This window comes from Flagellimonas nanhaiensis (assembly GCF_003382275.1).
Taxonomy (GTDB): domain Bacteria; phylum Bacteroidota; class Bacteroidia; order Flavobacteriales; family Flavobacteriaceae; genus Flagellimonas; species Flagellimonas nanhaiensis.
The window spans coordinates 829,450-849,795 of record NZ_QTJX01000002.1 but is presented as its reverse complement, the minus strand read 5'-3'; the positions used below and the strand labels follow the sequence as shown (position 1 = coordinate 849,795).

The 20,346-nt window shown below is 41.0% G+C and carries 20 protein-coding genes; 15 read left to right on the top strand and 5 right to left on the bottom strand.

Features of this window, described 5'->3' with window-relative positions:
- Window positions 1-6: 6 nt before the first annotated feature.
- Window positions 7-885, bottom strand: a complete 879-nt coding sequence (locus DX873_RS11390) for a helix-turn-helix transcriptional regulator (protein ID WP_116184556.1) — start codon at window positions 883-885, stop codon at window positions 7-9.
- Between the two features lie 210 nt (window positions 886-1,095).
- Here DX873_RS11390 and hemA point away from each other — a divergent pair, with 210 nt between their 5' ends.
- The 13 genes from hemA to DX873_RS11325 all read left to right on the top strand — a co-directional run bounded on the left by hemA (window position 1,096) and on the right by DX873_RS11325 (window position 12,503).
- A complete protein-coding gene (hemA, locus tag DX873_RS11385) occupies window positions 1,096-2,352 on the top strand; it encodes a glutamyl-tRNA reductase (RefSeq protein ID WP_116184555.1) in 1,257 nt (418 codons plus the stop codon).
- Window positions 2,349-3,275, top strand: a complete 927-nt coding sequence (gene hemC / locus DX873_RS11380; protein ID WP_116184554.1) for a hydroxymethylbilane synthase — start codon at window positions 2,349-2,351, stop codon at window positions 3,273-3,275. The genes hemA and hemC overlap by 4 nt, the downstream gene beginning before the upstream one ends.
- Window positions 3,253-3,918, top strand: coding sequence for a uroporphyrinogen-III synthase (locus DX873_RS11375; protein ID WP_116184553.1), 666 nt, complete (start codon window positions 3,253-3,255; stop codon window positions 3,916-3,918). Before hemC ends, DX873_RS11375 begins: the two co-directional genes overlap by 23 nt.
- A complete protein-coding gene (gene hemE, locus DX873_RS11370; protein WP_116184552.1) occupies window positions 3,911-4,936 on the top strand; it encodes a uroporphyrinogen decarboxylase in 1,026 nt (341 codons plus the stop codon). The genes DX873_RS11375 and hemE overlap by 8 nt, the downstream gene beginning before the upstream one ends.
- The gene (locus DX873_RS11365; protein ID WP_116184551.1) at window positions 4,933-5,427 is read left to right on the top strand and encodes a DUF6973 domain-containing protein; all 495 of its coding nucleotides are present in this window, start codon (window positions 4,933-4,935) and stop codon (window positions 5,425-5,427) included. The genes hemE and DX873_RS11365 overlap by 4 nt, the downstream gene beginning before the upstream one ends.
- A complete protein-coding gene (hemF, locus tag DX873_RS11360) occupies window positions 5,424-6,326 on the top strand; it encodes an oxygen-dependent coproporphyrinogen oxidase (RefSeq protein WP_116184550.1) in 903 nt (300 codons plus the stop codon). Before DX873_RS11365 ends, hemF begins: the two co-directional genes overlap by 4 nt.
- A 16-nt stretch (window positions 6,327-6,342) precedes the next feature.
- Window positions 6,343-7,131 (top strand): PhzF family phenazine biosynthesis protein, encoded by a 789-nt coding sequence (locus tag DX873_RS11355; protein ID WP_116184549.1) that lies wholly within the window; start codon window positions 6,343-6,345, stop codon window positions 7,129-7,131.
- A 30-nt stretch (window positions 7,132-7,161) separates the two neighbouring features.
- Window positions 7,162-7,521 carry a four helix bundle protein gene (locus DX873_RS11350; protein ID WP_116184548.1) on the top strand — a complete coding sequence of 120 codons (360 nt, stop codon included), beginning with the start codon at window positions 7,162-7,164 and terminating at the stop codon, window positions 7,519-7,521.
- Between the two features lie 37 nt (window positions 7,522-7,558).
- On the top strand, window positions 7,559-8,548 hold the full coding sequence (gene hemB / locus DX873_RS11345) for a porphobilinogen synthase (protein WP_116184547.1): 990 nt from the start codon (window positions 7,559-7,561) through the stop codon (window positions 8,546-8,548).
- Between the two features lie 3 nt (window positions 8,549-8,551).
- Complete coding sequence (locus DX873_RS11340) at window positions 8,552-9,862, top strand: serine hydrolase domain-containing protein (RefSeq protein ID WP_116184546.1); 1,311 nt, start codon at window positions 8,552-8,554, stop codon at window positions 9,860-9,862.
- Between the two features lie 117 nt (window positions 9,863-9,979).
- Window positions 9,980-10,837: a hypothetical protein gene (locus DX873_RS11335; RefSeq protein WP_116184545.1), complete on the top strand. Its 858-nt coding sequence runs from the start codon at window positions 9,980-9,982 to the stop codon at window positions 10,835-10,837.
- A gap of 74 nt (window positions 10,838-10,911) precedes the next feature.
- Entirely contained in the window at window positions 10,912-12,024 is a 1,113-nt protein-coding gene (locus DX873_RS11330) for a CNNM domain-containing protein (protein ID WP_116184544.1), read from the top strand.
- 8 nt (window positions 12,025-12,032) lie between these two features.
- Window positions 12,033-12,503 (top strand): methylated-DNA--[protein]-cysteine S-methyltransferase, encoded by a 471-nt coding sequence (locus DX873_RS11325; RefSeq protein ID WP_116184543.1) that lies wholly within the window; start codon window positions 12,033-12,035, stop codon window positions 12,501-12,503.
- Here the strand turns inward: DX873_RS11325 and DX873_RS11320 are convergent.
- Window positions 12,500-13,564, bottom strand: a complete 1,065-nt coding sequence (locus DX873_RS11320; protein WP_116184542.1) for a hypothetical protein — start codon at window positions 13,562-13,564, stop codon at window positions 12,500-12,502. The two genes, DX873_RS11325 and DX873_RS11320, sit on opposite strands and share 4 nt — an antisense overlap.
- A 122-nt stretch (window positions 13,565-13,686) precedes the next feature.
- On the opposite strand from DX873_RS11320, the gene DX873_RS11315 reads away from it, so the two are divergent.
- Window positions 13,687-14,400, top strand: a complete 714-nt coding sequence (locus tag DX873_RS11315) for a 3'-5' exonuclease (protein WP_116184541.1) — start codon at window positions 13,687-13,689, stop codon at window positions 14,398-14,400.
- Window positions 14,401-14,482: 82 nt separating this feature from the next.
- On the opposite strand, the gene DX873_RS11310 is transcribed toward DX873_RS11315, so the two are convergent.
- Complete coding sequence (locus DX873_RS11310) at window positions 14,483-16,678, bottom strand: S8 family serine peptidase (RefSeq protein ID WP_116184540.1); 2,196 nt, start codon at window positions 16,676-16,678, stop codon at window positions 14,483-14,485.
- A gap of 161 nt (window positions 16,679-16,839) precedes the next feature.
- Window positions 16,840-17,781, bottom strand: coding sequence for an endonuclease/exonuclease/phosphatase family protein (locus DX873_RS11305; protein WP_232520901.1), 942 nt, complete (start codon window positions 17,779-17,781; stop codon window positions 16,840-16,842).
- A 94-nt stretch (window positions 17,782-17,875) separates the two neighbouring features.
- Here DX873_RS11305 and hflX point away from each other — a divergent pair, with 94 nt between their 5' ends.
- The gene (gene hflX / locus DX873_RS11300; RefSeq protein ID WP_116184538.1) at window positions 17,876-19,087 is read left to right on the top strand and encodes a GTPase HflX; all 1,212 of its coding nucleotides are present in this window, start codon (window positions 17,876-17,878) and stop codon (window positions 19,085-19,087) included.
- 264 nt (window positions 19,088-19,351) lie between these two features.
- Here hflX and DX873_RS11295 read toward each other — a convergent pair whose 3' ends face one another.
- Window positions 19,352-20,287 (bottom strand): DUF3078 domain-containing protein, encoded by a 936-nt coding sequence (locus DX873_RS11295; RefSeq protein ID WP_116184537.1) that lies wholly within the window; start codon window positions 20,285-20,287, stop codon window positions 19,352-19,354.
- Between the last annotated feature and the right edge of the window lie 59 nt (window positions 20,288-20,346).

Sequence of the window (20,346 nt, the reverse complement as noted above, 5' to 3'; positions counted from 1 at the left end):
TTGATTTTAGGAATTGGAAGTTAAATATTTTTTTGGCGTGGTGCCATACTTCTTTTTAAAAGAGGCTATGAAATGACTTGAAGTGCTGTACCCAACCTTTAAGCCGACCTCATTGACATTATGTCTCCCTGTCTCCAACATTTTTCGTGCATATTCCATTTTATAGTCGAACAAAAAACTATAAACAGAGTCTCCATAAATCTGTTTGAAACCCTCTTTGAGTTTCTTGAGACTCAACCCAATTTCATTTGAAAGCTCAGCAAGTGAAGGAGGTTCCGCCATCCTTGAAATAATAATCTCCTTGGCCAGTTTTATACGTCGCACGTTGTCTTCATCAGCTAAAAAGGGACATTGTTCTAAATCAGCATCTTCCGTCTTGTTGAAGTAAAGGGAAATGAGCTCGTAGACCTTTCCCTTAATATAAAGCTGCTTTATGGAAGGGTGAAGGTTATAACTCATCAACTGGCTTAGCACTACCGCTATGGCTGGGGAAACCCCCTCTTGGGAATAGTATTTTTTCTCCTTGTTCTCTTCGCTTAAAAAAGGAATGTAGCCCGCTTCGTCAGAGAAAAGCGAATGAAAATTTCTGATGGTCATTACCACGGACAAAAGCCATGTCCTGGGGGAAACAACCAAGTGTAAAGGAAGATTCTTTTGGGTGTTATAAAGCAATAGTGAGTTTTCCTCGGAAACTTCCAGGTAATAATTGCCCTGGTTAAAATGAAATTTAGATTCTCCTTTCAAACAAAAATGGAATTGAATGAAAGAACTGTCAATTTCCCGTTCTATGACTTTGGATTCTTCGGTATCATTTTGAATTTTAAGCACATAAAACCCTTCTTGTACATAAATTTCCTCATATGAACCTTTAGCGATGTTTTCCATGGTAGAATTGTGGTATGAAAATCAAAAAATTCTATTTAGAATGACTCTAAATTATATATTTACACATCAAATATACCAATAAATACAGCCTTTTTCGCTGTTTTTAAGAAAAATAAAGGATAAAGTCGTCTTATTTATCACTAATAGTTCCGCTGGCGTTATTTTTTAATAAACAATGCTGTTATTTTTGTGGCACGATTTCATCCTTATATGAGGAACTATCACATATCAAAACATAATTCCTTCTACGCCATTGGGCTAAGTTACAAGAAGGCAGATGCTGAGGTCAGGGGAAAGTTTAGCTTGGATGTTCCTTCCATAGACCATATCATGGTCAAGGCTCAGGACCTTGGAATAGATGGCCTTTTGGCAATTTCCACATGCAACAGAACAGAATTGTACGGTTTTGCCCAACATCCCTATCAGTTGATCAAATTGTTGTGCGAGGAAACCCAAGGTACCGTTGAGGAGTTCCAGGAAGTGGCCTATGTGTACAAAAACCATGACGCAATCTCGCACATGTTCAAGGTAGGTACAGGTCTTGACAGTCAGATTTTAGGAGATTTTGAAATCATTAGCCAAATCAAGCAAGGTTTCTACCGTTCCAAAAAGCATGAAATGGCCAATCCTTTTTTAGAGCGTTTATGCAACCAGGTAATCCAGGCAAGCAAGCGAATCAAAAATGAAACGGAACTATCTTCCGGGGCAACTTCTGTGGCATTTGCTTCAGTAAAATATATTTTGGACAATGTTACCGACATCTCCAACAAGAATATTTTGTTGTTTGGAACTGGCAAAATAGGAAGGAATACGTGTGAAAACCTCATAAAACATTCCAACAATTCCCACATTACACTGATCAACAGGACCCGGGAAAAAGCGGAGGCCATTGCAGGGAAGTTCAAGCTTACCGTGAAGGATTATGGGGATCTTCAGACCGAAATAAGAAAAACGGATATCTTGGTTGTTGCTACTGGAGCTCAATTGCCCACAATTTCCAAGAACCTTATCTATGCCAAGAAACCATTGTTGATTCTGGATCTTTCTGTTCCCAAGAATGTTTCCGATGATGTTTTGGAACTTGAAAATGTTTCCTTGGTGCACTTAGATCAACTTTCGCAAATAACCGATGAAACCTTGGTTCAGCGAAAAAAAGATGTTCCAAAAGCCCAAATCATTATTGACGAAGTGAAAAAAGACTTTCTAAAATGGTTGGAAACCAGAAAATTTGCCCCAGTGATCAATGCTCTTAAGCAAAAACTAACCGTTATGAAAGCTGAGGAGATTGATTTTCACTCCAAAAAGCTATCTGATTTCAATCAAGATCAAGCAGAAATCATCTCGGAACGTATCATTCAAAAAATAACCAAACAGTTTGCCAACCATCTCAAACGCTCTGAGGTAGATACCGAAGACAGCCTAGAACTCATACAAAAAGTCTTCCAGCTAGAAATCAATTCAAAATGAGCAAAGTCATAAGGATTGGTACTCGCGATAGCGAGTTGGCATTGTGGCAGGCAAACACGGTGCAACAGAAACTCGAGGCCCTAGGTTACGATACGCTTTTGGTTCCCATAAAATCTACTGGCGACCAAGTTCTGGACAAACCACTTTACGAACTGGGAATTACAGGAATATTCACCAAGACCTTGGACGTGGCAATGATCAAAGGCCAAATTGATATTGCTGTCCACTCCATGAAAGATGTTCCTACACAACTTCCTAAAGGAATAATTCAGGTGGCCGTACTGGAACGGGCAATTACCCATGACATATTGGTACATAAAGGTTTGAATTTCTTAAACTCAAACGACAACGCGACCATCGCAACTGGAAGTTTAAGAAGAAAAGCACAATGGTTGCACCAATACCCCAATCATCATGTGGTGGATTTAAGAGGAAATGTCAACACTAGGCTCCTTAAACTCATTGAAAATGATTGGCACGGGGCAATTTTTGCCCAGGCAGGACTAGAAAGAATCAAACTAATGCCAAAAGATGCCCTGGTACTGGACTGGATGGTTCCCGCACCGGCCCAAGGTGCTATGGTAGTCGTATCAAATGAGGACGATTTGTTCTGCACGGAAGCTGCTGGCAAACTCAACCACAAAGATTCCGAGATAACAACGACGATTGAGCGGGAGTTCCTCAGAACCTTGGAAGGCGGCTGCACTGCACCAATAGGTGCTTTAGCTGAAGTAAATGACCAATCGGTACATTTTAAAGGAGCATTGTTTTCCCTGGATGGCAAACAGAAAATTGAAATTGAAAAAAATGTTCCATTATCCAAAACCGCCAAGCTTGGTCAAAAATGTGCTCAAGAAGTCCTGCAAAAAGGAGGAGAAACTTTGATGAAGGAAATTAGAAATGAAAACAGTGCTCTCCACTAAAGTACTTACACCTTCTCAAAGAGAATTGTTCCTGAACTCGGGTCTGGGTTTGGTCGAATACGATGCTATAAAAATCGAATACCTCAAGGTGGCAGTTCCATTGAATCATGGCAATCTGATATTCACAAGTCAAAATGCGGTAAAAGCTTTTTTAAAGCTGACTAAAGGAACTGATTATTCCAAATTCAGTGGTTTTTGCGTAGGCATAAAAACAAGGGCACTTTTGGAAGAAAATGGCTTAAAAGTGCTGGAAACGAGCAAAAATGCTTCTGATTTGGCCACTTTTATCGCAAAATTCCATAAAAATGAAGCTTTTCTGTTTTTTTGTGGAAACCTTAGAAGGAATGAACTCCCGACAAAACTATCAAAAAATAACATTTGTTATAAAGAAGTAGAATTATACAAGACCCATTTGGATTCAAAACAATTCAGAAGAAACTTTGATGGGATACTTTTTTTCAGTCCCAGCGGTATACAATCTTTTCTCCAAGAGAATGCATTGGGCAAAAGTAGAGCTTTCTGCATCGGAGATACAACAGCTGAAGAAGCTAAAAAACACACACAAAATATAACAATAGCTAACAGGCCGACCGTTGAAAACGTTTTGGTCCAAGCGATAAAACACTATACCCAAAATGATTAAAAACGATTTATTCCTTCGGGCCTTAAAAGGAGAAAGTGTAGAACGCCCACCCGTATGGATGATGCGACAAGCGGGACGTTACCTTCCAGAATTTATGAAGCTCAGAAAGAAGTATGACTTTTTCACCCGCTGTCAAACTCCAGAGTTGGCTTCCGAAATTACGGTACAGCCCATTGAACGTTTTGGTATGGATGCCGCCATACTCTTTAGCGACATTTTGGTCATTCCTCAAGCCATGGACATTGAGGTGCAAATGAAACCCAATTTTGGCCCTTACCTTCCCAATCCTATCCGTTCTACAGAAGATCTGGACAAAGTGATTGTTCCCGACATTGAAGATTCCCTGGGCTATGTTTTGGAGGCCATTACCATGACCAAGGAAAAATTGAACGACGAAATTCCATTGATCGGTTTTGCAGGTTCTCCCTGGACTATTTTGTGCTATTGCGTAGAAGGTCAAGGAAGCAAAAGCTTTGATAAGGCCCGTGGTTTTTGCTTTATGCAGCCACAAGCCGCCCATCAACTGCTCCAAAAAATCACGGATACCACAATTGCCTATCTAAAAGCGAAGGTAAAAGCTGGAGTAAATGCAGTACAGATTTTTGATTCCTGGGGAGGCATGCTTTCTCCAAAGGATTATCTTGAGTTTTCATGGCCCTACATTCAACAAATTGTGGACGCTTTGAAAGAAGTGGCCCCCGTCATTGTTTTTGGAAAAGGTTGCTGGTTTGCCTTAAAGGAAATGGCTGAATCAGGAGCTTCCGCAGTTGGAGTGGATTGGACATGTTCTGCCCAGAACGCACGCTATTTAACTGGCGGAAAGGTGACTTTACAAGGTAATTTTGATCCTGCACGTCTTCTTTCGCCTCCTGCGGAAATCAAAAAAATGGTAACCCAAATGATAAACGAGTTTGGGAAAGACAAATACATTGTGAACCTGGGGCATGGAATTTTACCCCATATCCCAGTGGAAAATGCTGGAGCTTTTATAGAAGCTGTTAAAGAATATGGAGCGTGAACCCGTTTAAAGTCCTGAAGAGGGTAAGTTTTAAAAACATCCTGAAGGTAACCATTATTGGAATGGGCCATCCCAGATTTCTTTTGCCAACATTACGGGCCACTAGGGAATGTCTAAAGATATCAAATGACCTCTATGGTCGGTCGCACTTTAAAAATGGCCCTGCCAATGCCTTTAGGCATGTACTTTGGAACTATTTGATCGCAAAAAGGTGTTTTGCATTCAAGAAGAATGAGAAAAAGGTGCTCAGTTGGACAAAAAAAATTACGGATTGGCATGAGAATGCATTTCCAAACAATGAATTGGCCCGGAAAATGGATCTGCACAACAACAAAGTTGGACGCTTGTTTTTTATGACCAACTTTCAAATAACAGAAGATGAAGCTATCGCGCTTTTCCAAAATATGACAGCAAATTCCCTAAAAATAGATAGTAGCATCTCTTTAGATAAATTAGATGACCAACTTGTTCATATCACCGAGAAATCATGAAGGATAAATTTTACGAGTACATTCAACAACTTCAAGATTCCATCACTTCCAAATTGGAAGAAGTGGATGGCGAGGCAACATTTAGAGAGGACCTATGGGAAAGACCAGGTGGTGGAGGCGGAAGGACCCGGGTAATTGAAAATGGTGCTGTATTTGAAAAAGGAGGAGTCAATATTTCAGCGGTACATGGAGAGTTGCCCAAGAGCATGCAGCAATATTTTGGCGTACAAGATGCCGATTTCTTTGCCTGTGGACTAAGCTTGGTGATTCATCCTAAAAGTCCCATGGTCCCAACGGTGCATGCCAACTGGCGATATTTTGAGATGTATGACAAAGCTGGGAATATTGTAGATCAATGGTTTGGAGGAGGACAGGATCTTACCCCATATTATTTGTTCGATGAGGATGCAGCCCATTTTCATACCGTTTGTAAAAAAGTCTGTAATAACCACAATCCAGAGTTCTATTCAACCTACAAAAAGAAATGTGACGATTATTTCTGGAACGCACATCGAAATGAAGCACGGGGAGTTGGTGGACTTTTCTTTGATTATTGCAAAGCAACAGACCAAATGGACATGGAAGCTTGGTACAGTTTTGTCACCGAAGTCGGAGACAGTTTCCTCGATGCCTATGTGCCCATTGTTGAAAAGCGAAAAGAAATAACCTACGGCCAACAGCACAGAGATTGGCAAGAAATCAGGAGGGGAAGATATGTTGAATTCAATCTGGTGCATGACAAAGGAACACTCTTCGGATTAAGAACCAATGGTCGAATAGAAAGTATCCTTATGAGCCTTCCCCCACATGTGCAATGGCGGTATGACCATCAACCCGAGCCGGGAACCGAAGAAGAAAAGTTGATCAAGGTGCTTAAAAAGCCCAAGAAATGGGTTTAATCCTTAGTTTTACAATATGAAATTGAAACTATATCAGGTAGATGCGTTCACCGACCATGTTTTTGGTGGAAACCCAGCCGCCGTTTGTATTCTGGACAAATGGCTGGAGAACGACACCATGCAAAAAATAGCACAGGAAAACAACTTGGCCGAGACCGCATTCATTGTTCAACAAAACAACATCTTTGAACTTCGATGGTTTACTCCTGAAACAGAAGTTGACCTATGCGGGCACGCCACACTGGCATCAGCATATGTGCTCTTCAACTACCATGGAGTTACGGACAAGATCATTAAATTCTATTCTCCACGAAGTGGGGAGTTATTGGTAGAAAAGAAGTCCAATGGATGGATGACCATGGATTTTCCAACAGATACCATTGTGGCCATCCGAAACATTCCTGAACTGGATGCTGCTATAGGTTTGACACCCATCAAGACTTTAAAAGGAAAAACAGACTACATGATGGTCTTTAATTCTCAGCAAGAAATAGAGGCCATTGATCCAGATTATCACCTTTTGGACCAACTGGATTGTAGAGGTGTTATCGTCACCGCGCCAGGCGACCAAGTAGATTTTGTGTCCCGCTTTTTTGCTCCCCAATGCGGCATCCCTGAAGATCCGGTTACCGGTTCTGCCCATACCTCCATGACACCATATTGGTCCCAAATATTGAACAAAAACAAAATGACCGCAAAGCAGCTTTCCAAAAGAGGAGGCGATTTGGTTTGTGAACATTTGGGCGATCGCGTTAAAATATCTGGCAAGGCTATGCCTTATCTAATTGGTGAAATTGATATCTAGCCTAGAGTCCAAAGCAATAAGTTCCAAGCTATGGCAAACTATAAAAATTATAAGGTCTGGGAAAAGTCACACCAACTTGTAATCAGTATTTATGGAATAACCAGAGATTTTCCAAAATCAGAACTATACAATCTAACCTCTCAAATGAATAGAGCTTCCGTTTCTATTCCAACAAATATTGCAGAAGGTTGTGGAAGAGAAACCCAAAAAGAATTTATTCGATTTTTATACTTTGCTTCAGGTTCTGCTCACGAATTGGATTATCTTTTACTTTTAGCTTCGGAATTAGGGTATATTGAATCAGAAACATCAAAAAACATTATATCTGAAATAGACGAAATCAAAAAAATGCTAGCAGCATTAATCAATACAATAAAAATATCGCTTTAAACATAAAACTGAGTGCTTAGAGCTTAAAACTAATATCATGTACCCTTTAATTAGAAATAGAAGACTCAGAGCCTCCCAATCCATCCGAAGACTGGTTCGGGAAACTATTGTGACCCCTGACGATTTTTTGGTTCCTCTCTTTGTCGTTGAAGGAAAAAGCATCAAGGAAGAAATCCCTTCCATGCCAAATTACTATCGACTTAGCCTGGACAATCTGGAAAAAGAAGTTCAGGAACTTTGGAAAATGGGACTTTGTGCTGTACTACTTTTTGTTAAGGTTCCCGACAACCTGAAGGACAACAAAGGTACCGAAGCATTGAACCCCAACGGATTGATGCAAAGAGCCATCAAAGCAGTAAAAAATGCTTGCCCAGAAATGTTGGTGATGACAGATGTCGCATTAGATCCATTTTCTTCCTACGGGCACGATGGCATTGTGGCAGAAGGACAAATCCTTAACGATGAGACTTCAGAGGTATTGGCAGAAATGAGTGTGTCCCACGCCCAAGCCGGGGCAGATTTTGTTGCCCCTAGTGATATGATGGATGGTCGCATCCTCACCATTCGTGAAGCCTTGGAAGATGAAGGTTTTCAGAATACAGGTATTATGAGTTACTCGGCCAAATACGCCAGTGCTTTTTATGGTCCCTTTAGGGATGCTTTGGATTCCGCTCCAGTTGATATTGCCAATGTGCCCAAGGACAAAAAAACCTATCAGATGGATTTTGCCAATCGTTTTGAAGCCATCCGTGAAACCCAGATGGACGTAGATGAAGGAGCGGATATTGTAATGGTAAAACCAGGCTTGCCCTACCTGGATATCGTTCGGGAAATCAAAAACGAAGTGGATGTCCCTGTTGCAGTGTACCAGGTTTCTGGAGAATATGCGATGTTAAAAGCTGCAGCAGAAAAAGGATGGTTGGACCATGATGCCGTGATGATGGAACAATTGACCGCTATCAAAAGAGCCGGAGCCAATATCATAGCCAGCTATTTTGCCAAGGATTTCATTAGAGTTATGGGTTAACTTATGATTTTGTGGAACAAATTCCTTTTGATTTCTATCTGCACTGTCTTTTTTTTGGATAGCATAAGTGCACAAAATGAACTCGTCCATGCCTCTCCATCCAAACTTGGAATGGACGAAACCTATATTTTCCAAAAGGTGGATTCCATTATGGCGTTTAGCATACAAAACCAAGCTTTTCCGGGAGCTCAAGTATTGGTGGCCAAAAACGATACCGTAGTTTTCCATAAAACCTATGGTTACCACACCTATGATAGCGTCCAAGTTGTTGCTCCCAACGATATTTATGATTTGGCTTCGGTCACTAAAATTACCGGTCCCTTGCCAGCAATCATGAAACTGGTAGATGAGGGCAAATTGGATTTGGACAAACCCTTCAGCAACTATTGGAAACCCTGGAGTAACAGAAAAAACAAAAAGGACCTCTCCATTCGCCAAATTTTAAGTCACCAGGCTGGATTGATTCCCTACATTGTCTTCTTGCAAAAGGTCGTCAAAAAAGGAAAGCTTAAAAAAAGATTTTTAAGACCCCAGTCCAGCAAAAAATTCCAAATCCAGGTATACGAAGGCCTTTATCTCAACAACCGATTTGAGCAAAAAATGGACCGAATAATCAATCGTTCCAAAGTATCTGATGAAAAAAAATATCGTTATTCAGGTCTTTCCTTTCTAATCTATCCTCAGTTGATCGAGCAATTGACCCATACTGATTATGAAACCTATTTGAAACAGAATTTCTATGATCCCTTGGGATGTAAAACCTTAGGTTTTAATCCGAGCAATAGAAGTTTTCCTAATAAGATTGTCCCCACCGAGAATGATACACTTTTCAGAAAAACTTTGGTTAAAGGATGGGTTCATGATGAAAATGCATCATTAAAGGGAGGTGTTTCAGGAAATGCGGGATTGTTCGGAACGGCAGAGGATTTGGCCAAAATTATGCTCTTCTATAAAAATTATGGTGCTATTGGAAACAGGCAATTGATCTCAAAAGAGGTTGTCAAAGAATTCACAACAATACAGTATCCTGAAAACAATAACCGTAGGGGATTAGGTTTTGACAAACCGTTAATAGGTAACGATACTTTAGTCCTGAAAGAGGCCTACCCCTCTCCCATGGCCAGCAAAAGCAGTTTTGGCCATTCCGGGTTTACCGGAACCTTTGTTTGGGCCGATCCGGAAAACGATATGGTCTTTATTTTTCTCTCTAATCGTGTTTATCCTTCGCGGAGCCATAGAGAGCTCTACAATTTGAATATCAGAACTGCATTGCAGCACATTTTTTACCAAGCTCAGTCGAGCAGCAGTAAATAGAATCTTGAATTCTTAAATTTTCACTGTTCCTGCTTTTTCTTTTTTTCTCAATTGTAAGTTTTATTTTCTAACTGTAACTAATTGAGGAACTATCTATTAAAAGATTAAGAAGTAATCATGAGAATATCCCCATTAGTTCTGTTTGTGTTTCTTGTATCATCCCATCTTTCATTTGGCCAATGGACCCGGAAGGCCGGAGACGGTTATTACAAGCTTTCAGCTTGGTATCTGGAAGCCGACCAGCATTTTTCCGACACCGGTGAAATAGAACCCAATACAACCAGAAGTCAATTCAATATTAACCTTTATGCAGAATACGGTTTGACGGATAGATGGAATTTGATCGGCTACATCCCTTTTTTTGCAAGGGCCCACCAAGATGATGTGTTTTCTGGGATCACAAATGAACCTATTGCTGAAGGAGAATCTGTAAACTCCATTGGAGATATAGATTTGGGTGTCACCTACGGAATCATCAAAAAAGATGCGTTGGCGGTATCAGCGACCTTGCTATTTGGTATTCCTTCAGGAAATGACTCAGGAGGTATCGATGGCACTTTTCAAACAGGTGATGGTGAATTCAATCAATTATTGAAAGTTGATGCGGGCACTCCTTTCAATATCGGGAACCATCCCTCCTATGCAAAAACATATCTTGGTTTTAACAACCGCACCCAGGACTTTTCAGATGAGCTACGGGTTGGAGCCGAGCTTGGCATCCAATTTTTCAATAGTCTATGGGTAGCGGGCAAATTGGATGTTGTCCAATCATTACAAAATGGGTCATTGAATGTCCAAAACGATCAAGGGAGTCTTTTTGCCAATAATATCGAATTTGTTGGGCTAAGTTTTGAAGCAGCCTACTACATTACTCCAAAACTTGGAGTATCTGCCACTTATGGTACTGCTTTGGACGGTAGGATCATCTATGCAGACCCCTCTTTTGCCGTGGGTGTCTTCTTGGATGTAAAGTAAAACTGGCATAAAAAGCACTCAGCAACACCTTGTTGTATGCATTTTTGGTTACTTTTGAATCAATACACAGATTCATGGGACTGCTACTGTTTTATGCCGTTATTTCCATTTTCTTTTCATTTCTATGTTCCATTTTGGAGGCTGTGCTTCTGAGCATCACCCCAACTTTTATCAATGTAAAAAAGCAAGAAGGGAAAGAATATGCCGATACACTGGAAACTCTAAAAAAAGACGTCGACAAACCACTTATAGCCATTCTTACACTTAATACCATTGCCCATACTGTTGGCGCCATTTTGGTAGGTGTACAGGCCAAAGTGGCTTATGCAGAGCTGTATGGTTCAACAAGTCGCCAGTTCTTCGGATTGGAATTTACTGAAGATTTAATGGTTGGTATTGTTTCCACGGTAATGACCATTTTGATTTTGGTCGCTTCGGAAATCATACCAAAGACCATTGGGGCAACCTATTGGAGACAACTCGCAAATTTTACAGCTAAAGCTTTAAAGGTCATGGTCTTTGTACTGAAATGGACCGGACTGTTGTGGCTATTACAATTATTCACCAAGTTAATTGGCAAAAAGGGCCATCACGGCAGTGTGTTGAGCCGAGAGGATTTTACGGCAATGACGGACATCGCCCATGAAGAAGGAGTCTTCCAAGAATCTGAATCCAAGGTCATAAAGAACCTTTTAAAGTTTGATGAAATTCTAGCCAAAGATGTAATGACTCCCAGAACGGTGATGAAAGTTGCCTCCGAGGATACTACCATCCAAACCTTTTTTGAATCCAACCGTCCATTACGGTTCTCAAGAATTCCGCTGTATAAAGATCGCATGGACAACATTACTGGCTTCTTTCTAAAAGATGAGTTGCTTGAAGCGATAATCAACAACCACGGAGAAGAAAAACTTTCTACATTGAAACGTGAACTCTTGGTCACCAACAGAAACAAACCCATTCCGGAGCTTTTTGAAAAATTTGTTGAGCAACGGGATCATATTTCCCTGGTTGTGGACGAGTATGGCTCAGTGAGCGGCCTTGTTACCATGGAAGATGTAATTGAAACTTTGTTGGGATTGGAGATTATGGATGAAAGTGACAATGTGGAAGACCTTCAGGTACTGGCCAGAAAGAACTGGGAAACCCGCGCCAAGCGATTAGGAATTATTGAAGATGAAGGTTAAATAACAAAATGGAACTTACTTATTTACAAACTCCTATCGGTTTTGCAGAGCTTCAAGGTGATGAAAATGGACTGTGTTCCATCTCGGTATTGGAAGAAAATAAACCTTTAGGTATAATTCCAGAGGTTTTAGAAGACGCTGTTTACCAACTAAAGGAATATTTTGAGGGTTCCAGAAAGCAATTTAACCTCAAACTAAACCCCAAAGGCACCGATTTTCAAAAACGGGTATGGGTCGAGCTTCAGAAAATCCCTTATGGGAAAACCGTTTCTTATCTTGAGCTTTCAAAAAGGTTGGGGGATCCCAAAGCAATTCGTGCAGTAGCTGCAGCCAATGGAAGAAATCCGTTATGGATCGTGGTTCCTTGTCACAGGGTCATCGGGTCTAACGGTGATTTGGTAGGGTATGCCGGTGGACTCCATAGAAAAAAGTGGTTGTTGGAACATGAAAGTCCTTCACCTCAACAGTCACTCTTTTAGTTCTTCAAGAAATATGTGGGGAAAAATGGCAAAGAAGTTTGCTGTAACAACTCCCCATCAACCGAGGTTGCAACCACACCCCCTTCAGCATCATCACCAAAAGTGCCATACCCCATTAAAAATACATCATGTGAGGGGTCATACACCTGAACGGTAAAATTAATGGCCTTTCCAATTTCAGTTTCTACTTGTCCCACCAAATCTGGTAAGTTCAAAACAGTGGTTTCCCTAGTGGCCAAATTATATATTGCCGGTCCCTTTACAAATCTGGAGGGCTGGGGGTAGATTATATTAAAGTACAGTTCGTTTCCCACTAGAACGGCATCGTCTATCATTCCCGGGGCAAAGCCCAAAGAAATATCCATTTCATAACTTTCCTTAAAGGAAAGATCTTCAGGGTTATAGATTTCCATATCGCCATTTAGCTCGTTCTTGACAACCGCGATGTTTCCAGACTCAGTGCTAAAAAAACTGATGGGCACAGTTCCGAAATTTAAAATCCGGCCCGTGGACATTGTCATGGGGTCATAAAATGTAAGCTTATAGTTTCCTTGGTTATCCCTAAAAGCTATATAGACCTTTTCTTTGTACAAAAGCGGGCGAAAAGTTGCCCCAACATTAAAATCAACCGTAACATCCTCCCTGTCGGTACCTTCGAGTTGCAAATCATGAAGAGCAAAATTGCCCCCACCAAGAGCTCCAAAATAGCCGAAGAAGACATTGGCCTCGTTGTTTATTCCCCAGGTGATGGACCTCTCAGGAGTGTTGGTGTAGAAATTCTCAAATATCTTGGTTTCTCCTGTGGAAGTATTTTTTATGGCCAACGTAAAAGATCCCTGGGCAAAGGAATAAAAGGACAGCACTTCATTTTGCTGAACAAGTGTTAAATAGTTTGGTGGCACCCCAAGTTCATCGGTTAAATTGAAAGTGGTCCCAGAATCGGATTCAGAATCATGGGAATATTGAAAAACGCTGGTCAAATCCTCCCCAATCACTAAAAAATCCGCGCTGATCTTTGTTGTCGAGGTTTTCTCCCTTTCAAGGTCAGAAGAGCATCCCATTAACCCTAGGATTACCAATGTCAATATCCAATTTTTCAATTTCAAAGCCCTTTTCGTCAATTACAATATACGATTTATTGTTTCATAGGGTTATTTTACCTTCTGAATTAGTATTTTCCTGCATGATCAAAAAGATACCTTTGGAGCATATCCTTTTTCTGGATATAGAGACAGTACCTTTAACGCCAAGCTTTGAAGATTTGGAACCCGCCTCCCAAATTCTTTGGGAACAAAAGTCCAAATATCAGCGTAAAGAGGAGTTCACCCCTGAAGAGTTTTATGACCGCGCTGGAATTTGGGCCGAATTTGGTAAAGTAGTTTGCATTTCTGTTGGCTATTTTACCACGAAAGGAGGGCAAAGAAGTTTTAGGGTCACCTCATTTCATGGTGACGAAGTCACCATTCTGAAAGATTTCAAAAGTCTTTTAAGAGATCATTTCAATCAACCCAAACATCTGCTCTGTGCGCATAATGGAAAGGAATTCGACTTTCCATACATTGCCCGGAGAATGGTGATCAACGGGATTACCCTTCCCTATAAACTGGACTTGTTTGGCAAAAAACCGTGGGAGGTTCCTCATCTGGACACCATGGAACTTTGGAAGTTTGGAGATTACAAACATTACACCTCACTGAAATTATTGGCCAACGTTTTGGGCATTCCATCACCCAAGGAAGATATGGACGGAAGTATGGTAAGGGATGTGTATTACGAAGAAAAGGATTTGGACCGCATCGTTACCTACTGCGAGTTGGATGTGGTGACCACGGCACAGGTTTTTTTAAGATTGAGGAACGAAGAGCTTTTGATGGAAGAGGAAATCAAAAAAATATAATGGGCAGAAACAGCAATGTTCCCCATACTTTGGTGCGATTTATACCTCGGTCTATTACTTTCATCATCGTCACTTTAAAAACTTAGTTTTTATAAAACTTACTGCTCTTTATCCCTGAATAATCTTGAACCACAAGAACATATAGCCCTGAAGCCAAACATGACACATCTATGTCTCCATTGATATTGCCCCTCTTGATAATATTCCCAGAAGCGGTAACAACAGAATACACTGCATCTTTAGATAATTCAGCTTCAACACTTAAATAGTTGACCGCTGGATTTGGATAAACCATAACCTCCAACCCCTCGTTATGGGTGAAAGTCTCATAGCTATAAATCTCGGTTTCTTCCCCATTGAATTGAAATTCAATGACATCCGAAAAATCAGATACTGCATTCTCTGTACAAATAGATCGCACCTGAGCTTCATAAAAAATGCCTGCTTCCAAATCTTGAATTTCAAAACTGTTGTTCCACACAAACTCACTTTTCCAAATATCCTCACTAACGGCCCTGTATTGAACCTCAAAAAGAGTTTCTTCCGCTTCGGACCAAGAAATTGTTGAACTTGCTGTTGTTGACGAAACCAATTCCATATCTGAAGGTGTTTCAATGGAACACATGGATATTTGGGCACCGCTCACTATCAAAGAAAAATCTTGAAATCCATCTTTTAGCATTCCCTTATGTGATACCGTGATGGTATATTCCCCCTGGGCATTGGCAATTTCAATACGCTCAAAAGGATCAACTCTATTATCTCCCCGAGTTGCAGCGTTATTGGCTTTTGCCGGATTCAATTTCCAAGGTAGATGGGTTTCTCCATTTTTAGTTACACGAATATCAAGATCATTGATCAAGGCCGGGGTTGTACTGTTCAACTCACCTCGATTGATGTATTCCCCCTCAGGGTCTGTCCATGAAATGGAAGCCATCAAAGTTTCCGCCCCATTGGCGTTTACAGTTATTGAAAACGTTTGACCATCTTGCAGGCTCTCTTCATTGACCAAAGTAGTGTATTCTCTATTTTGCAACACCTCTGCCGCAGTTTTGGCATTCATAACGCCCCAACCCATTTTATAATCTGGTCCTGGTGCATCAACATCATCCGCAGTATGCAAAGCCAAACCCTTTAGGGTTGCTGCCTTCATGAAGTCTCCGTAAAGCTCCTCGTAATATTGTTGCAACAATAGTAGAGACCCGGTAACACCAGGTGCCGCCATGGAAGTTCCTGCTGAGGACTCATAGCTTGAGTTAGAGGTTGAAGTTGTCGTAAGAATGGAAGAACCATCACCAGCCAAATCTGGCTTAACACGTCCATCGTCAACAGGTCCAAAACTACTGTATCCAGTAACCCATGCTTCTTCCAGTTCCCCTTCGTTTCCTATTTTGGTATTGGCCCCTGCTATGGTAAGTCCATTTTTGGAAGTCGCAAACCCCAACAATAAATCAAACCCATCCTGCGTCTTTCCAAAATTAGGAGTTGCATTATCTCCAGAATTCTGCGCATTCCCTGCCGCGGTTACCATTAAATAGTAAGGTGCATTGTACATGATCTTATCCCAATCTTGGGTAACCTTAATGTAAGACCCAAAATACCAATCTGGAACCCTGTCCGACATAATTCCATAGGAATGATTGCTCAACAATAGCCCGTTGGATGCCGCCTCGGCCACCTCAATTTTATCTCGTGTCCAATCGTAGGTCAAAGCCTCAGCACCATAAACCACTCCTTTTGCATTGGCTTTTACTCCAGAAGAAATAAGGTTACCGGTTACCATGGTAGAATGCGAACCAATCTCATCAGAGTTATCTGCGTTCTTAGCCCTGGAACCAAATTCCTGATGGGTCGTTAACGCCACACCGGCATCCCAGACACCTACTTCCATTCCTTTGCCATCCAAGCCCAAGTTCAACAAACCATTGGTGTAAAGGGCATTGGCCCTACAAGCCTGGTTTGTTGGATCGTTCAATGTAGTGTAGTACAAAAGTGTTCCATCAGAACCCAAATCTGACAACCCAACCACGGAACCATTTTGAAGTTTCTCTAGAGTTTTTCCATTTTTAGCTTTGGCCAAAAGTGCCATTTTAGAAGTCTGGGATTCATAATCACGCTCCATTTCTGCTATCAATGAAGCCATTTTTTGTTGGTCATATTTAGCACGAATATTGGCCTTGGCCTTTGAAGATTGTCCGTAAATTGTAAAAGTACCTAACAGCAAAAACAGTAGCGAAGAAGAGAATCCGATTCTGAAGAAGGAATTTCTGTAATCCATTAGGTTAAGTTTAAGTAAGATTTGGATTACAAATTTAAGCTCAACCCTAAAATCTTCGACAAAAGCCCACCTTATTTCGATGAATTACACAGATTTTTACCTAGTGCTGTTGTGAAAACAAAGATTTTTGTGGTTTGTAGTATTTTTCCCTATTGTTTTGTTTAGTTTTTTTCAACAATAACAAACACCGGAAAGTGGTCGCTGTAACCTCCCAGATACTTTCTTCCTACAAAAGTCCTGAACGGATTGCCCTTGTATTTACCTTTCCATTCCGTTAAAAATTTCGGAGCAAATATTTTAGCTTTTTCAAAACTGTGTGTACCTGGTTCGTAATTCAAAAAGGTATGCGAAACCAATATTTGATCAAAAAGGCTCCACTTTCCTTTGTAATTGGCACTGCCTGAAACTGGAGATAACAATTTTTGCATGGGATTGATGAACCTGCCCGAACCCATTAGGGTCTGAATACTCTCAGAATTGGGGTCATCATTAAAATCTCCCATAACAATGATGTTGGGCAAATCTACATTTAAACGATCCAATTTTTGAAGAACCGTCTCCGCCGCCTTAATTCGTTTATAACTGGTCTCGTCAGCTCCATCCCTTCGGGATGGCCAATGGTTTACAAAGACATGAATTTCCTCATCGTTCAGTTTTCCGTTGACATATAGAATATCTCGAGTGAAATCCCGATTCCCATCATCATCCTCAACTAACAAAGGAAGGATCTCCGACCCCAGCACCTTAAAATGTTCGCTGTGGTAGATAAGAGCAGTATCAATCCCACGTTCATCGGGTGAATCAAAATGGACAAAATCATATTCCTCATCACGTAAGGATTTGCTTTTCAACAGGGCTTTTATCACCTCTTTGTTTTCCACTTCGGCAATCCCAATCAAAGCTGGGGGCCTTTTGCTTTCTTCAAAACCTATCTGGGAAATGGTCTTCCCAATTTTCTTGACCTTTTTTCTGAATTTGGACGTGCTCCATTTTTTAAACCCCTTGGGGGTGAAATCATCATCCAATGTATGGGGGTCATCTTTGGTATCAAAAAAATTCTCAAGATTATAGAACGCTATGGTATGCTTGTTTTTATTCTTCAATTCAAAAATGAGTTAGTGTTTCAGGCAATATAAAATCCAAAGTACAAAAAACAGCTTCCAAAACATTGTTTAGATTTGCACTTTAATTGATTCAATGCTAGAAAAGAAGGCCATACAGTATGAAAAAGCGGTTCTTATTGGAGTTGTCAATACGAATCAGAACGAGGACAAGGTCAACGAATATTTGGATGAACTTGAGTTTTTAACCTACACCGCTGGTGGTGAGGTTCAAAAAAGGTTTACCCAAAGGGTAGAAGTACCCAATCCCAAGACGTATATAGGCAGTGGTAAAATGGAGGAGGTGCAGCGTTATGTAAAAGAGAACGAAATTGGCTCTGTAATTTTTGATGATGAACTTTCGCCTGCCCAGCAGAACAATATTGAAAAACTATTACGCTGCAAAATTTTGGACAGGACCAGTCTTATCCTAGATATTTTTGCCCAACGCGCCCAAACCAGTTACGCAAGAACGCAAGTTGAACTGGCACAGTACGAATACCTGCTTCCCCGTTTGACCGGACTCTGGACACACTTGGAACGGCAAAGAGGGGGTATTGGAATGCGCGGTCCCGGTGAAACGGAAATTGAAACGGATAGAAGGATTGTTCGTGATCGTATTGCGCTGCTAAAAAGAAAGCTCTCCAAGATTGACCGGCAAATGGAAACCCAGCGTGGCAACAGAGGTGCCTTGGTAAGAGTGGCCTTGGTGGGCTACACCAATGTTGGCAAATCCACTTTAATGAACGTAATCAGTAAGAGCGATGTTTTTGCGGAAAACAAGTTGTTCGCCACTCTGGACACCACGGTTCGAAAAGTAGTGATTGGCAATCTTCCGTTTTTGTTGAGCGATACCGTAGGTTTCATCAGAAAACTGCCCACACAATTGGTGGAAAGTTTTAAAAGCACCTTGGATGAAGTCAGGGAAGCTGACCTACTGTTGCATGTAGTCGATATTTCTCATCCTAATTTTGAAGAGCACATCGACTCAGTGAACAACATTCTGGATGAAATTAAAAGCGCCAACAAAAAGACCATAATGGTCTTCAATAAAATAGATCAGTACCAACCCGAAACCATTGATGAGGATGACCTGGTAACTGAGCGCACCAAGGCCCATTTTACCATTGAGGATTGGAAGAATACCTGGTTCAATAAAATTGGGGATCGGGCGCTTTTTATTTCGGCTTTGAACAAGCAAAATCTGGATGAATTTAGAAAACGAGTCTACGATGAGGTGAGAGACATCCATGTTACCCGGTTCCCTTACAACAATTTTTTATATCCAGAGCATCTAGATCAGTATTAGACAACTATCCGACCATCTGTCTGCTTCATCGATGAACGGTAGTACTTAACTTTTTCCACCACAACTTTCTGTGGATTCACAACAAAAATTTAAGGTCTAACCACAGAAAAACTATTTTCATGCTGTTTTTAAGTCTTAGTGTCTCGCCAAGTCTTTTATGAACTTAACCTACTTAGACCATGGCTTTAAAAACAACCTCAAATCATAATTTAACCCCATAAAAAAGCCCTCATTAATGAGGGCTTTTTTTTATTTTCACTTCTTTTAGAACGAGTAGCTCAAGCCCAATGTCCAGTACGTCTGCAGTTCGTTGTCAATGGTGTCGAATGTCGCATCTGGATCAGGAGTGGGTGCATTGTTTACAATGTAGTTGAGAGTCTCCTGTTTGTTGTTCCGCAATCCAAAATCAAAACCTACCCCAATCATTTTCCATAAGGTATAAGCAAAAGAATTGGTCCAGGTCCAATTGCTCAAATCCCCGCTTTTATAGCTTTGAAACATGGAAAGGTTGCTCTTAAAGTTTACCGCTCCAATTTTCTTGGTATAGTCAGCAACGATCTTTGCACCAAGGGAAGACTCAAAAATGGTATCCTCACTGCTGAACACAAAGTTGTAGTTAAGCGGATGAATCACCACGACCAAATCAGCGATGGGTGTCCACGTAGCACCAACCCCAAGATCCAAATACCCTGGGTCATTAAAATTGCTTAAAATCGTAGTTCTATATTCCCCCAAGGTGGATACGGCAAACTTATCGCTCAACTTTCTTCCATACAATGAGGAAATGTTGAACACATCGGTGGACTCTCTAAAACCAGAATCGTCATTGGGGTCATCCTGGTCGTCTAACTTCACCCAATTTAAATTGACGGTGGCCGCATTTCTCCAGAAGAATTTTTCCTCTTGTTGATTGGCATAGGCGTTCACCGAAAAACCTATGGTTCCTGAAGAGTTGTTCGGAATTCCCTGGGCAAACCAATTGTTGAATTCGGAAATACTTCCTCCAATGGTGCCGAAGGCACCAATTTTCCATCCGGGCAAGGCGTCCAATTGAGACTGAAGCGCATCTACCCGACCCTGTATGGCAGCAATGGAATCTTTCTTAGGGGCGATTTGGGCTTTCAATTCTTCCGCAGTTTGTGCCCAAAGTAAATTGAAAGAGGCTGTAAACAATGTAATAGCAATAAATAGTTTTTTCATAGTATGGAGTTTAGTGTTTAGACCCCAAAAATAGGAAATGTCACATTGAAAATTGTGTG

Coding starts and splice junctions, on each gene's coding strand:
- DX873_RS11330 (WP_116184544.1), top strand. CDS start 10,912: ATGGGACTGCTACTGTTTTATGCCGTTATTTCCATTTTCTTTTCATTT.
- DX873_RS11325 (WP_116184543.1), top strand. CDS start 12,033: ATGGAACTTACTTATTTACAAACTCCTATCGGTTTTGCAGAGCTTCAA.
- hemF (WP_116184550.1), top strand. CDS start 5,424: ATGAAGGATAAATTTTACGAGTACATTCAACAACTTCAAGATTCCATC.
- hemA (WP_116184555.1), top strand. CDS start 1,096: ATGAGGAACTATCACATATCAAAACATAATTCCTTCTACGCCATTGGG.
- hemB (WP_116184547.1), top strand. CDS start 7,559: ATGTACCCTTTAATTAGAAATAGAAGACTCAGAGCCTCCCAATCCATC.
- DX873_RS11295 (WP_116184537.1), bottom strand. CDS start 20,287: ATGAAAAAACTATTTATTGCTATTACATTGTTTACAGCCTCTTTCAAT.
- DX873_RS11335 (WP_116184545.1), top strand. CDS start 9,980: ATGAGAATATCCCCATTAGTTCTGTTTGTGTTTCTTGTATCATCCCAT.
- DX873_RS11390 (WP_116184556.1), bottom strand. CDS start 885: ATGGAAAACATCGCTAAAGGTTCATATGAGGAAATTTATGTACAAGAA.
- DX873_RS11340 (WP_116184546.1), top strand. CDS start 8,552: ATGATTTTGTGGAACAAATTCCTTTTGATTTCTATCTGCACTGTCTTT.
- hemC (WP_116184554.1), top strand. CDS start 2,349: ATGAGCAAAGTCATAAGGATTGGTACTCGCGATAGCGAGTTGGCATTG.
- hemE (WP_116184552.1), top strand. CDS start 3,911: ATGATTAAAAACGATTTATTCCTTCGGGCCTTAAAAGGAGAAAGTGTA.
- DX873_RS11355 (WP_116184549.1), top strand. CDS start 6,343: ATGAAATTGAAACTATATCAGGTAGATGCGTTCACCGACCATGTTTTT.
- DX873_RS11375 (WP_116184553.1), top strand. CDS start 3,253: ATGAAAACAGTGCTCTCCACTAAAGTACTTACACCTTCTCAAAGAGAA.
- DX873_RS11350 (WP_116184548.1), top strand. CDS start 7,162: ATGGCAAACTATAAAAATTATAAGGTCTGGGAAAAGTCACACCAACTT.
- hflX (WP_116184538.1), top strand. CDS start 17,876: ATGCTAGAAAAGAAGGCCATACAGTATGAAAAAGCGGTTCTTATTGGA.
- DX873_RS11315 (WP_116184541.1), top strand. CDS start 13,687: ATGATCAAAAAGATACCTTTGGAGCATATCCTTTTTCTGGATATAGAG.
- DX873_RS11320 (WP_116184542.1), bottom strand. CDS start 13,564: ATGGGATGCTCTTCTGACCTTGAAAGGGAGAAAACCTCGACAACAAAG.
- DX873_RS11310 (WP_116184540.1), bottom strand. CDS start 16,678: ATGGATTACAGAAATTCCTTCTTCAGAATCGGATTCTCTTCTTCGCTA.